Origin of the sequence: Mangrovibacter yixingensis (assembly GCF_020523985.1) — a bacterium.
Lineage (GTDB): Bacteria > Pseudomonadota > Gammaproteobacteria > Enterobacterales > Enterobacteriaceae > Mangrovibacter > Mangrovibacter yixingensis.
Genome location: NZ_JAIVKM010000003.1, coordinates 276623 through 290091, shown reverse-complemented (window position 1 = coordinate 290091; position 13469 = coordinate 276623). Strand labels below are relative to the sequence as shown.

At 51.9% G+C, this 13469-nt stretch carries 9 protein-coding genes; 5 read left to right on the top strand and 4 right to left on the bottom strand.

The window, feature by feature from the left end:
* Position 1 precedes the first annotated feature (1 nt).
* From tssK to LC084_RS15165, 5 genes are read left to right on the top strand one after another with little or no spacing between them, the layout of a single operon-like run.
* A complete protein-coding gene (gene tssK, locus LC084_RS15185) occupies positions 2-1363 on the top strand; it encodes a type VI secretion system baseplate subunit TssK (RefSeq protein ID WP_226572028.1) in 1362 nt (453 codons plus the stop codon).
* Entirely contained in the window at positions 1363-1980 is a 618-nt protein-coding gene (locus LC084_RS15180; protein ID WP_226572027.1) for a DotU family type IV/VI secretion system protein, read from the top strand. Before tssK ends, LC084_RS15180 begins: the two co-directional genes overlap by 1 nt.
* A 5-nt stretch (positions 1981-1985) precedes the next feature.
* The gene (locus tag LC084_RS15175) at positions 1986-5423 is read left to right on the top strand and encodes a type VI secretion system protein (protein ID WP_226572026.1); all 3438 of its coding nucleotides are present in this window, start codon (positions 1986-1988) and stop codon (positions 5421-5423) included.
* An 11-nt stretch (positions 5424-5434) separates the two neighbouring features.
* A complete protein-coding gene (gene tssH / locus LC084_RS15170) occupies positions 5435-7978 on the top strand; it encodes a type VI secretion system ATPase TssH (RefSeq protein WP_226572025.1) in 2544 nt (847 codons plus the stop codon).
* Entirely contained in the window at positions 7963-9045 is a 1083-nt protein-coding gene (locus LC084_RS15165) for a VasL domain-containing protein (RefSeq protein ID WP_226572024.1), read from the top strand. Before tssH ends, LC084_RS15165 begins: the two co-directional genes overlap by 16 nt.
* A gap of 59 nt (positions 9046-9104) precedes the next feature.
* Here the strand turns inward: LC084_RS15165 and LC084_RS15160 are convergent, their stop codons facing one another.
* The 4 genes from LC084_RS15160 to LC084_RS15145 form a co-directional block, all read right to left on the bottom strand.
* The gene (locus LC084_RS15160) at positions 9105-10397 is read right to left on the bottom strand and encodes a hypothetical protein (RefSeq protein ID WP_226572023.1); all 1293 of its coding nucleotides are present in this window, start codon (positions 10395-10397) and stop codon (positions 9105-9107) included.
* Positions 10398-10408: 11 nt separating this feature from the next.
* Positions 10409-11383, bottom strand: a complete 975-nt coding sequence (locus LC084_RS15155; protein ID WP_226572022.1) for a hypothetical protein — start codon at positions 11381-11383, stop codon at positions 10409-10411.
* A 183-nt stretch (positions 11384-11566) separates the two neighbouring features.
* Positions 11567-12706 carry a M20 family metallopeptidase gene (locus tag LC084_RS15150; protein ID WP_226572021.1) on the bottom strand — a complete coding sequence of 380 codons (1140 nt, stop codon included), beginning with the start codon at positions 12704-12706 and terminating at the stop codon, positions 11567-11569.
* On the bottom strand, positions 12703-13461 hold the full coding sequence (locus LC084_RS15145; RefSeq protein WP_226572020.1) for a glutamine amidotransferase: 759 nt from the start codon (positions 13459-13461) through the stop codon (positions 12703-12705). Before LC084_RS15145 ends, LC084_RS15150 begins: the two co-directional genes overlap by 4 nt.
* Positions 13462-13469 lie beyond the last annotated feature (8 nt).

The window sequence follows — 13469 nt, the reverse complement described above, 5'->3', positions numbered from 1 at the left end:
TATGCTGCCACAACTCCAGCAGGTGTATTGGTATTCGGGCGTTTACCTGCAACCACAGCATTTGCAGTCTACGGATCTGCACCATAATTTTATGCTTTCCCGGCAGCGCCAACTGGCTCAGCCATGGAATACAGGCATCATTCACTGCGATTTCAACCCTGAACCGCTGGTTGATTTTTCGATAAAAATGACACGATTGCAGGCGATTTTGCCTTCAGGCGATTACCTCGAATTTCCTGGCAATTGTGTGCTACAACCCCGTCAGTTTCGCGACGCCTGGAAGCAACTGGAGAAGCCATTCACTTTGTGGCTTGCTTTGCGGCGCTTTGATCCCGGGCATGCCAATGTGGGCGATACATCCAACAGCCGCTGGGTAAAGGCACCAGAAGAGGGAGCCATGAAAGACGTTTATTTCAATGGCCCGGAATGCAGCGTTGCCCGTATTGTCTACAACGTGCAAATCCTCAGTGATGAAGAAAAAGCCTCTGTTGTGGATTGTGAGTTTCTGCCATTTCTGCGCCTGCGTTATGACAACGACCGTGTGATTGTTGACCCGGACTTTTGCCCCCCGCTGGTGAGCATTAATGGTTGTGCAATGCTGAAAAACTTACTGGCAGGGTTGTATGCTGAATTGGCCAGTCGCATGCACAAATTTGAAGAATACAAACGCCCGAAACAGAGCAAGCATGCTGACAAGGGCGATATCACCCAGTTACTTGCTATGCGTTCGTTAAGCCGAACACTACCTCTGCTGAACCACTTCTGCCGCACGCCCAATATGCATCCCTGGCCTGTTTTTGGCTTATTAACTCAACTGGTGGGGGAGTTGTCCTGTTTCAGTGAACAGTGCTCATTTACGGGAGAATGGGGCGGCGAAAGCATGTTGTTACCCTATGACCATTTTGACCCGGCAGCCTGTTTTATCAGTGCCAGGCGAGTGTTGATATCCTTATTAAAAAATTTAACGCTGCAAGATAACACCTGGGTTCATCTGGTGGCAGACGAACAGCATGTGTTTCGTGGTGATTTGCAGTCATTGCCGTGGCAGAACACAGGCAATGTACTGCTGCTGTTGCGTTCAGAAATGCTGGCGGCAACCTCACCAGTGGAAAGCGCTGGGTTTAAAGTTGCATCCGCGTGCGCTATTACCCGGCTGATTCAGCATGCTTTGCCCGGCGTTAACGCCACCTTGCTGACTCCGACACCGCGAGGCGTGCCAGACAGTAAAGACGCTTTCTACTTCAGTCTTAATTCACAAGACAGCTTGTGGCAGGGTATTGAGCAGGATAAAGACATCGCTTTTTATTGGGACGATGCGCCAGAGGACCTCGAGGTTCAGGTTATCTTCATGGAGGATAACTAATGGCACTGCTCGATTGTTACCTTCCCGTGTTCAAAAAAGTCATCCTGATGTCTGGTGAACATGAATCCTGTCCGGACTATGCCGTGGCACGGGAAGATTGCATTGATACTCTTGAGATGGCGATGCAAAACGCGGCTCAACAAGATGCCTGTGAACAAGAAAAAGAAGCGGCCAGATTGGCTGTAATAGCCTGGATGGATGAAACCATTCTTTGCTCGTTATTGCCCTGGCGGCAGCAATGGCAAAGTGAGCTACTGCAGCGTAAGTACCTGAATATAACCGTTGCCGGAGAGCGCTTTTTCAGCGAGCTTGAGCAACTTGAGGCAACCTTTCAGCAAGCGCGTAAAGTTTTCTTATTCTGTTTACATAATGGCTTTCATGGTCAGTACGGGTCACCCGATGATAAAACGGCATTAGTCGGTGTAATTGCACAACAACGCCAACTCTTATTGCCGGAAGCCTGGCATCAGTGGCCTTGCCTTGCCGCTATAACGCCATGTTCCACTGAGCCACCGGCAGTGATGTCGTTACATAAACGGCCATTATTCAACCTCACCATCGCAGTTACGCTGTTATACGGTGCGGTATTCCTCTCGTTCTCCCTCTATATTAATTGAACGCTATGCTCAAAAAATTAGCCTGTTTTACCGGCTGGCTATTAGTCATATGCCTGTCGCTACTGTTTTGTTTCACACTGGGCTTGTGGCAAAACTGGAGTACGCCAGTGATTCTGTTGTGCTGGTTACTGATGTTATTGATTACGGCCGTGATTTGGGCCGGTTCTCAAAGCCTGGTATCTGTTTTTAAAGGGAAAAAGGGGCAACGGTTCTTGCGCCGATACCGTCTGTCACGCCGCGAAGGTGTACTGCTGAGTCACTGGAATCCCGGAGCCAGCGTTATCAAGCGTATTAAGCGTAAGCGCACCCGCCTTCCTTGGTATATTTTGCTCGGCGAGCAAAGTGGTAAAAGCACATTACTGGCCAGTGCCGGGTTACCACGTTTTTATGATGACGGTGATAATGCCGTCATTGGCCCTACCCGTACTCTGCGCTGGTGGTTTTTCCGCAACTTATGCGTCCTTGATCTGTCCAGTAACTTCCTGAAAGGCAGTGCACCTTTTCATTATGCCTGGGGGAAAATTGCACACTGGTGTGCGCGTATGCCTGCTCCGGCGGGAGTGATTGTGACAATCCCAATGCGCGCACTGATACAAGGGGATTTCAATGCCCTGCATGCCAGTGCTCGCCGCCAGCGGGCATTAATTGAACCGCTTATGCGCCGTTTTTCATCACGTTTGCCGCTGTATGTGTTGGTTACGCAATGTGATGAGTTTCCTGGTTTTAGCTTGTGGCACAATCAGTTATCTCCAGAACAGCGCCAGCAAACCCTGGGTTATAACTGGCGTACTCCTTTGCCTGTTGATGGCCAGGATGAACAAACGTTACATGCATTGTTTGCGGCCCTGCACCATGGCATGTCTCAGATACGCATCAGTATGGGGCGCCCTGAACACCTGAGTGCTCAGGATTACGCGACATTGCTGGATTTTCCTGAAGCATTCGGCAGCCTGGAGCCATCTTTGCGCTATGCATTGGCTGCGCTCTGTGAGCCTAATGCCTATTTCAGCCACACCATGCTCAGTGGCGTGTGGTTTGGTGCTGCTGAAATTCAGGCCGACAATACCGGGCGGCGGGAAAGCGTATTTATGCATGATTTGCTGACACAACACTTGCATGCACTGAGCCTGCACCGCCACAGCTCAGGCTGGTTTCATCGCTCATGGCGCCGCGTTGCATGCCATGTCGGTCTTGGCGTGTGTGCTTTCTGGATTATCGTTAGTGCGGTGTTCAGTACCGGCCGGTTACACACGGAACTTCAGCAATTATCGCCTAAGGCGCGGGCTGCCTTTCTTGCAGATGAAGAACAGTATTCAGCATTTTCATTACGTTACCTTCCGTTTTTACCGTTACTTAACTGGCAGCACTCGAAGGCAGAAAACAGGTTATTGAGTCAGTCAGACAGCCTGCCCCGCCAGGCTGGGGCCACCTTTGCCACCTGGCAGCAACGGGTTTTGTCTGCCGAACCTGCCGAACAACGTGAGCTTATCTTGCAACTGGCGGATGCCCTGCAAATTTGGCAGCACATGCAGCAAGGGACTGGGTTGGCTGTTCTTGAACAATTAGCACCTGTCACGGAAGCGTTGCAACCCCGCACCTGGTTGGGTGAGCGATCTTCACTGGAGAAGCTGGCTTTTGAGCGGCATTACATGCAAAGCCCGGCAGGTGTGCAGTGGTATCAAACTGCGCAACAGTTATTGATAAGCCTGGTTAACCATGACCCGGCACTGGAATGGTTGATTGCGCCGGGAGAAGCGTTGATCCCTTTGCAGGCATCTGCATTCTGGCCTTCGCTACCGGGTGATATTGCGCTGGCTGGTGCGCGGACACGGGCTGGTGAAACCACGATGAATGAATGGGTAGCCTTGCTGGAGAAGAGTGCCGGGCAGCCACTTCCCTTATTGCAGCAGGCTAAAGCGCGCTGGCAAGTGGAAAGGCAGGATGCCTGGCACCAGTATCTGGCTGACATCTCTGCACATCTGGTTTTACCGCTTCCGGCCATGTTGCCACGTGAGCAGTTAATCGCCATTGGGCAAAATAAGAGCCAGGCGGTACATTTTACCGCCAATGCGGTGGAAGAACTGAGTGATATCCCGTCTTCACTTGCACAACCCTGGCTAGTTACGTTGCGCCAGTTGCAGCGGTTATCTCATGAGAATGATATGGCAACGCTACTGCGCCGGGCTGCACAGACAGACAACCGCATGCGCCAGTCGCTTGGCTCATGGTTGAAAGGATTCCCGGATGTTAAACCCACCTGGAATTTGCAACAGTCGGAGCAGGCCTGGCGTAAATGGCTGGATATCCGTAACAAATCTGTACAGGATGCGGTAGCGCAGAGCCAGTCGGGTGGCCGGTTAACCCGGGGGTTGTTTTCAGGTAACGAAGACAATGACACCAGTAATCCATTGGCAGAACTAATGCCTGCCATGAAAGTGCTACAAGGGCATTTCCCATCCGCAAGTGATGACACAACGGTGGCCGCTGTTTGGGCTATTTTCGAAGATGATGCCCGCCGCCTGTTGGGGAATGCCATGGCACACAGTGCATGTTGGCTGAATTCACAGTGGAAGACCTCGGTCATCAGGCCGCTGGGTAATCAGGTTGAGGTTCGCAGCTATGCAGACCAACAATCATTAAGCCATCAGATTGTCAGTGATTTCTTGAGTGGGCCAGCAAAGGCTTTGTTAATTCTCGGGCCACAGGGCGCGGATGCGGCTGAGTACGCAGATATGCGCGTTCCCCTTGAAGACGACTTTCTGTACCTGGTGCGTCATGCTTTCCCGGCAGAGATTTTTCTGGATATGCCTGAGCGGCCAACCACGCGTGAAGGGGACTTACGCGCCTCTTTACAGGCTCAGGTTGATGGTCTGGTAGCCCAGCAGCAGGCACTGGAGAAAGATGCGCTGAAACTACAAGTGACCAGCCACCCGGCGACTATTCCGGGCGGTGCCGCTGTGATGCCAACAGGTACCCAACTGACATTGCATTGCCAAAAAAGCAGCCAGCAATTAGCCAACATGAATTTCACTGAGCAGGCCGATTTTTCCTGGCAACCAGGGCGATGCAATAGTGTCAGTCTGGATGTCAATTTTCCTGATTTTTCAGTTAAATATGCCTTGAATGGCGATGACGCCTGGCCCTGGTTTGTACAGCGTTTAGCTTCTGGAGAAACGTATTTTGAAAGCCATGAGTTTGGTGATGATGAATCATTGCTTAATCAGCTTGGCATTAAGCAAATCCTCGTACGTTTGAGTATTTCTGACCCCCATATACTGGATGAAGGCTGGCAGCGCTGGCTGGAACTGGCCGGTTATTTGAGTGATACCCGCGAACAACTCGCTAATCTTGATGCACATTCTGCTCGCCAGCAGTCTCGTACTGCGCTGGCTAGCCCCATTTCAGCACTGCCGGGTGATATCGCTCAGTGCCTGAAAATATGACAAGGACCGTTATGAGCCGTTATCTGAAATCCATTATGAGTAAACTCAGCAATGAAGGGCGCAGTGCACTGGATGCCGCTGTATGCCATGCCGCATCACGCCGCCAGGTTGAGGTTATGCCAGAGCATGTGTTGCTGGCGCTAATTCAGCAGGAAAGTGTGTTGCTTGAATCCCTTGGTTTGCAGGCGGGGTTGCTGGCAAATACGTTGCTGGATGAGACACAAAAAGTTCTCGACGGAATCAATGGCGGGAAAGCCTCCATGCCGGTGTTTTCCCCGGAACTGGAAAAATGGCTGACCAATAGCTGGTTACTTGCCAGTGCATCCTGGGGGCAGGTGCAGATTAACCCAGCCGTGTTACTGGCAAGCCTGTTGCAGGATGACGGTGAGCATGTGCGCGCGCCAGGGGTGCAGCATGCACTGAACTGTGAGCGGGAGATGGCACTTCAGGTGCTGCGAACCCAGGGAATGACACAGCCGTCGCCACCGTCAGGTAAAGAGGTGTCTGGCGCAAGTGGTGCTCTGGCGAAATATACCCGTAACCTGAGTGAACTGGCGCGCACAGGGAGCCTGGATCCGGTTCTGGGGCGGGAAGCTGAAATTCGCCAGATGGTGGATATCTTGCTGCGCCGCAGGCAAAACAACCCCATTCTTACCGGGGAGCCTGGCGTCGGGAAAACTGCGCTGGTCGAAGGGCTGGCGCTGCGTATTGCCGCAGGTACCGTACCGCCCCGGTTGAAAAATATGGAAGTGATGACCCTTGATTTGGGGTTGTTGCAGGCCGGAGCAAGTGTCAAAGGCGAATTTGAAAATCGCCTCCAGTCTCTACTCAAAGAGGTTGCCAGTGCACCGCAGCCGATCATTTTATTTATCGATGAAGCTCATACGCTGATTGGTGCGGGTGGGCAGACAGGGCAGAATGATGCCGCTAACCTGTTGAAGCCTGCACTGGCAAGGGGCGAGTTACGGGTCGTCGCTGCAACTACATGGGCGGAATATAAAAAATATTTCGAAAAAGATGCCGCTCTGACACGGCGGTTCCAGGTGGTGAAAGTCGCCGAGCCGGATATTGAGAGTGCGACCACCATGTTACGCGCCATGGCCCCGGCGATGTCTGCCCATCATGGTATTCCTGTACTGGAAAATGCCATTCACGCGGCTGTTCATCTTTCCAGCCGCTATATTGGCGGGCGGCAACTGCCAGATAAATCGGTCAGCCTGCTGGATACAGCCTGTGCCAGGGTTGCCGTTTCGCAGACACATGAACCGAAAGAAATCGAAGCCATTAATGTCCAGCTGCGTGCTATTGAGAGTGAGCACAAGGCTTTGGTGCGGGAGCAATCAGGTGCCGAACGCCAGGCGAAGCTGGCAAATCAGACGGTTGTTCTGCAAAAGCAACGGGAGAGTTTACTGGCTGAATGGCAACGCCAGCGGGAACTGGTGCAACAATTACTGTGTTGCGAAGATGCCGCTGAACAGGCTCAGGGGCGTGCTACGCTTGCCGACTGGCACCAACACCATGCAATGGTGTTTGAATGTGTGGATGCCACCTGTGTTGCCGATGTGGTTGCCGACTGGACCGGCATCCCTCTGGGCCGCATGCTGGAGAAAGAACATCAGCAATCCGAGGCATTGTTCGGGCACCTTGCAGAACGCATCATCGGCCAGCCTTATGCGCTGGAGCAAATAACCCAACAAATCCGCATCAACCGCGCTGGCCTGGGTGACCCATTAAAGCCTGCCGGTGTTTATCTGTTGGCCGGACCATCAGGCACAGGGAAAACCGAAACCGCACTGGCGCTGGCTGAATTACTGTTTGGTGGCGAGCGTAGTCTGGTCACAATTAATATGTCTGAATACCAGGAAGCACACTCTGTCTCCGGGTTGAAAGGGTCGCCTCCTGGCTATGTAGGGTACGGGCAGGGCGGGATCCTGACAGAAGCTGTACGCCGTAACCCCTATAGTGTGGTTTTGCTCGATGAAGTAGAAAAAGCGCATCCCGATGTAATGGAGTTGTTCTACCAAATTTTTGATAAAGGGCTGATTGAAGATGCTGAAGGCCAGGTTATTAACTTCCGTAATACCCTGATTCTGATGACGTCCAACCTTGCCAGTGCCACGCTTACTGAGGCGTGTGACAGCGGCGAACAATCACCACTGGCGCTGGCGCAACTTATTCGGCCTGAGTTTGACCGTGTTTTTACGCCTGCGCTAATGGGAAGAATGGTGCTTATCCCCTACCTGCCTCTGCAACCAGAGACGTTGGGAAAAATTATTGACCTGAAATTACAGTGCCTGTGCCAGCGTTACCAGCAGGCCACAGAAGGCCAGATATTACCTGTTTATACCCGTCGAGTGGTGGGCTGGGTGGCGGAACGCTGCCAGGTGAAACAGAGTGGCGGGCGGGATATTGACCAGGTTCTTACTCAGCACTTGTTACCGCGGCTGGCTGGTAACATTGGTAAACGTGGTTCTTCAGGTTCACTGAAAATTGACGCGGGAAAAAATGGGATAACCTTGCGTTTTGGCCGGGGGGGCAAATGCGCTCAGCCATAATTGATGAGAGTTTGACGGCCATCCGGTTTAATTGTTTCGACCCGCGCTGCCATCAGGTTTTTCTTCAGCTCAGCCATAATATGAGCCGCTGGCAACAGCATGCCAGTGAACGGGCATGGTGGCTGGAACAGGAAAAACAGTGCCACACGCTGTTTCGCCAGCACGGCTATGATCTGCAAAGTGGTGCCTGGTACTGCATGATTGCCTGCCAGTGCCATAGCTGGCAAGGCCTGACACATGCGCTCCAGTTACTGGTAAAAGGGCTGGTGAGCCAACAAAATCCTTGCTGGCCTCCACTGGCGGCAAAGGATTTGCGGCGTAATTTGCTGGAGTGGTGTTGTTTGCATCTGTTGCCTGTGATTTATGCCTTACCAGGGGAAAAACGCAGTGCGGCTTCGCGTATCCAGTTGCTGGAAGTGGTGGATCAGTTATACCACCAGGCAGTGGCTCACCAGCTGGTGTCTGCTGGCGAATTTAAAGTGCTGTTTCGCTGGCTGGAAAATGCAGGGTCGTCAGAAAAGGTAGGTCAACCTCGCCCGCCAGTTGAGCCCGTTGAACCTGTCGTGCAGCCTGACCATAGCGCGGCCAGCAAACCGTTACTGACATGGCGGGCGCGTTGTCTATGGGGAGCGCTGGGTGGGCTGGTTGCGGTGATCTTTACCGGGGGGATTTGGGGGCTGGGTCATCCCCGTGCAGCACACTATTCTCACCAACTGTGGCCCGATAACGCATGGTATATGAAATGGCGCACCCAGGCCGAAAAGCAGGTGGCCCTTTATCCTGCAAACCACGCTTATGAACGGCTAAACCAGCAGTTAATTGACCTGGAGCAGCGCTTACTGGATGCAGAGCATAAACGTACGCCGTATATGACGATTTCTGCACTGAAAACCCATGTTTACCAGATGCGTGAAACCTTAAAAATGCAGGATACCCTGCTCGAAAATCAACTGAACCAGTTACAGGTACAGCGTGATAACCAGCAGCCTGTTTCACCGGCAGTGATACAGGCGTTAGCGCTGCAACTGGAAGCCCTGCAACACCGTTTGTTATTCCTCTCCCAGTAGCAGTGGTTTGGCCCGGATATGGGACTGGCCTTAACAGGAGAAAACGTATCCTGTTAAGGCTATTTTGTTTTCTTTTGCCCCTTGCTGCTACGCCGCACGCTGGCGCGCTGGCTGTATAATTGCTTTGCATGGCGTGCCTGAATACCCAGTTCAGTTTGTTTCCGCATAGCCCGGTTATACAACGCCATACTTGCAACAGTGCGGAAACGGCGAGCATTTAGCATGGCGTAACTAAAAGTAATCCCACCCAGAGCGATAACTGCAGTGAGCAGATAAGAATGCGCACTGTCACTTTGCCCTGCCAGTGAATACAGGCAGGCGAAAATAACATACCCGGCCACTATCACCACCGTCACACCAAACTGAATTAAATAGCCTTTCATTGCCTGGTAGTACCCCCGGACACAAAAGCTGAGTAATGTTATTAAGCTGGCAATAAACAAGGCAGGGAGCGCAAGCATACCAACAACCTGTATGTGAACAGGCCAGTTAAACAGATGGCATAGCCATTGCCAGAACATCCCATGTGCAAGGAGATAACTCAGCAAGGCAAACCCGGCATTCAAGGCCAGGTTATAGGGAGCATCTGGGTGCTTACTGCTGGAATCCAGTGAGTGAGTGCCAACCAATGCAGCTAATTCCTGAGTGTTGGCCTGCCTGATTTGCGCCTCGGTCTGCTTCATCCAGGCCAGAGTGGTGGAGAAGTGTTTCAGGCTGATTTTCTTAACCTGCGCGGTTTTCTGCATCAGTTTTTTCGCTGGAATTGAAGCCTGTTGTGCCTGTTTAAACTCTGCATGGTGATACAGAACCACTTGTGCCAGCGTGCGAAAACGCCGGGCGCTGAGTAGCCAGAGGCTTAGCACGGTAAACCCTGCACCTGATGTTGAGGCGACTAATTCCCAGACTTGAATATTCCCCCCATACAAAAATATTCCCCATGTGCAGGTAAAAAATCCGGTGGCAATCATGGCGATACCCGCAGCCATAAAAAGGGCACTTTTCAGCACGCCAATATATCCACGCACGCCAGCAATACCCATAGCAATGAGCAACACCAGAAAGCCGCTACCGAACGGCAGAATATGGGTAAAAAAAGCAGATACAGGCCAACCAGCAAAGTTAAAAATTGCCAACCACAGCTTAAGTTGCAAGATAACGAAGGTGTATAAAACCAGACACACAGCCAGCATGTTTGCCAGACCGGGGGGGCTGGGCCAGAAAGTTTTGAGTGTAAGCCAGATACCTGGTGGTGCCAGGTGTTGCATAATTGCCTTCAGCGCTGAGGCATCGGCCTGCCTGATTTGCGCCTCGGTCTGCTTCATCCAGGACAGAGTGGTGGAGAAGTGTTTCATTGCAAGGGGTATCACTCAAGGGTAAATGAATCAGTGGAGAAAGACTGCAGGAAGCCCACAGCATAACGCCCGGAATGGAACGGGTTTACCAGATGGCGCAATGTACCTTCAGTGGCACTTGCAATAAATGAGGATGAGTTTATGAACATTTGCGCAAGCTCTTTATTTAAAGATATCTGTAATACTTCAGTTGGATAACGTTTGGGATATAAGCCAGCCTGTATTGCTGATTTGATACCTCTATTGGAGATCCCTGGGTTACGATTACGGATGATTTCTTCTGTCAGTCGTTTACGGTCAGCTCTGGGCATTGTTTTCAACCAGTTATGAACTTTGATTGAAGAAACTTTTTTCATGGATTGATAGAGAAGGATGGACTGTTTTAAAGCAACACTTGCACTTGCTATGGAAATGATGTCCAACAATGTAATGGTTGCCTGGTACCATCCTTGGCTATCCAGCCATTCAAGTGTCTCATTGCTACCTTTTTGGAGCACCATAATGCGCATTACTGCATTAGCACACTGAAGAGCTGTTGCTGCGCCTCCTGCAGATAGTAGAGCCGCAGGGATCCCAGAAACTCCGGCTGTCAAAGGGATCGCAGACGACGCAAAAATAATTAATGCAAGGGTCGCAATAGCTGCACCACAAGGCAGAGCCGCAGATGATAGTTCTCTAGTTAATGAGGTTGACTGCAATGGTTGGATGAAGGCTTCCTGGGCGTCATTTTCAGAGCCGTTTTCTAATGCTGTAATTACTATATGACTGACTTCACCTGGCAGCAAAGGGGGGGGACGGCGTGCTGGGCGAACTAGCCAACTTTGCCGTCCGTCATAATAGATAATCCCTGCATGCCAGAAGTTTTTTCGGCAATCCATAGCTTGTGCCAGATGATTAAAATCAATATGAGCACCGGTTAGCATACCTAGTTGCCATCCCATCTCATAATTTGGTAAACGTGATTCATCTCGGTTAGTAAATTGCATAAGCGACTCCCTGTTGCTCAAAGCTATACCGGGCAAATATGACAAAACGTAGTCATTATTTAGTGGCGCAATGTACCTGTCAGCCAAGGGCTGGGGCAACCTTTTGGGGTAAAAATCAGACCAGGTATTCAGGCCATTCTGATAAATGGCCTGTGTGTTGGGATTGGGGGGCGGGAGGCGTCTTTATGCTGGGGATGCCATGCGGTCTTTCATCCAGCCCGCAATGATTTCACCATACAGGCTTTGTGCCTGTTCCAGCTTATTCACTTCACAATATTCATCCGTTTGGTGCGCCATGGCGGGTTCTCCTGGCCCGAGAATAATACAGGGGGGATTTCCCAATGCAGGAAGCAACAAAGACGCATCAGTAAAGTAAGGCACAATGCGCGGCGTAAGTGGTGTGTCATGCAGCGGTTGGCAGAGTGCGAAAACTGCCTGAATCCACGGGTCTTTTGGGTCTGTCAGAACCGCAGGCAGGTCAACCTGCGCTTCCAGGTGAATATGCTCGCCAATATGGTGATGCAGACGCTGGCAAATATCACTGTGATTCAAATTGGGGGCAGTGCGAATATCCACATCAAACACAGCGTGGTCGGGAACTGAATTAATGTTCAGCCCACCGTGAATGCGGCCCACATTCAGCGTGGGATGGCGCATTAACGGGTGATCCGGGCCGGGGGAAAAATGCTGGATTTTTTGCAGTGCGTCTGCCGCCAGGTAAATGGCATTGATACCCAGTTCAGGCATGGCTCCATGGGCTGTCTTGCCGGTTGCTTCTGCCCGCAGCCAGAGTGCGCCTTTGTGCCCAATTACCGGGTAATTGGCTGTTGGTTCGCCCACAATCAATGCCCCTGGAGCGGCACCCACCAGGCCGGATTCCAGCAATGCTCGCGCACCATCACACCCGGTTTCTTCGCCCCCGGTCAACCACAAGGTGACACCTGTTCCGGCACGAATGGCGGCCCGTTGTGTATCACAAGCACAAACAAATGCGGCAATGGCGGCTTTCATATCGCTGCTGCCACGGCCATACAAGCGGCCGCCCACAATATCCTTACCGAACGGGTTATATTGCCACTGTTGCTGGCCCAGCGGCACGGTATCCAGATGCCCGGTAAACCCAAGTGGCGCACCTGGAGTATTGCCCGGTAACCGGGCAACCAGGTTGGTACGGTTTTCACCAAAGGGGAACAGGCTTACCTCAAACCCACGATCTTCCAGATAGTTGGCAAGAAACGCCAGGCAGGCGTATTCATTACCTGGCGGGTTAATGGTGTCGAACCCGAGTAACTGCTGGGCAAGGGTAATGAGCGGCTTAATCATGAGCGAGCCTGAGTGAGCCAGTCCAGCGCATTGACCCACAGGCGGCGGTAACCATCCCACTGGCAAAACTCATCTGGCAACCAGTGAGCAGACATATCACTGGTCCATGCCAGCGTACGGCCTTTTTGGTATTCCCGCACCGCTAAAAGTGGGTGCCCGGTACCAGATACCGTAGCAAGCAACTGGCCTTCCGGGTGCATTTCCACTTCGTTATAGCCCAGCAGCCACGGCCATTCGCCTGCCAGCCCGTCCAGCACCGGGTGTTGGGTAATGCACTCTGCGCTGGCACCTTCTGGCACTTCTACCCGGTCATCCCAGGGTAAGCAGCGTACTGGCAATACTTTCTCGACTGCAGTATTACGGTAGCGTGCGCCGCCGTTGATGCCCTGAAAGCTGAAGTAACCACCAATCATCATCAGGTTACCGCCTTTAGCAACATAATCATGCAGTAACGTTAAGCGGTTGGGGGTACGGCGGCTTTTCAGCCAGGTATCCGGGTGCAGTAATAACGTGTTCGCGCCAATGTCGGACAAAATAATCACATCCCAGGCCTGCAATGCTTCAAGGGTGGTGGGGAAATGAGCTTGCGCTTCATGGGCTGGCATGTGGGTGACCTGGTAGTCACTCTCTTTCAGTGCCGCGAGAAAGGCGTCCGCCCCGGTGTGGTAAGTCGCGGTATAAAACTGGTCAAAACCTTTTACATGTGTGGCACTACTGGTCCAGGATTCGCCGACCAGTAAAACAGACTTTTGCATGGATAAAC

Bases quoted from the DNA above. Each gene is read 5' to 3' on its own strand.
- LC084_RS15160 (WP_226572023.1), bottom strand. From the start codon at position 10,397: ATGAAACACTTCTCCACCACTCTGTCCTGGATGAAGCAGACCGAGGCG.
- LC084_RS15175 (WP_226572026.1), top strand. From the start codon at position 1,986: ATGCTCAAAAAATTAGCCTGTTTTACCGGCTGGCTATTAGTCATATGC.
- LC084_RS15145 (WP_226572020.1), bottom strand. From the start codon at position 13,461: ATGCAAAAGTCTGTTTTACTGGTCGGCGAATCCTGGACCAGTAGTGCC.
- LC084_RS15150 (WP_226572021.1), bottom strand. From the start codon at position 12,706: ATGATTAAGCCGCTCATTACCCTTGCCCAGCAGTTACTCGGGTTCGAC.
- LC084_RS15180 (WP_226572027.1), top strand. From the start codon at position 1,363: ATGGCACTGCTCGATTGTTACCTTCCCGTGTTCAAAAAAGTCATCCTG.
- tssH (WP_226572025.1), top strand. From the start codon at position 5,435: ATGAGCCGTTATCTGAAATCCATTATGAGTAAACTCAGCAATGAAGGG.
- LC084_RS15155 (WP_226572022.1), bottom strand. From the start codon at position 11,383: ATGCAATTTACTAACCGAGATGAATCACGTTTACCAAATTATGAGATG.
- tssK (WP_226572028.1), top strand. From the start codon at position 2: ATGCTGCCACAACTCCAGCAGGTGTATTGGTATTCGGGCGTTTACCTG.
- LC084_RS15165 (WP_226572024.1), top strand. From the start codon at position 7,963: ATGCGCTCAGCCATAATTGATGAGAGTTTGACGGCCATCCGGTTTAAT.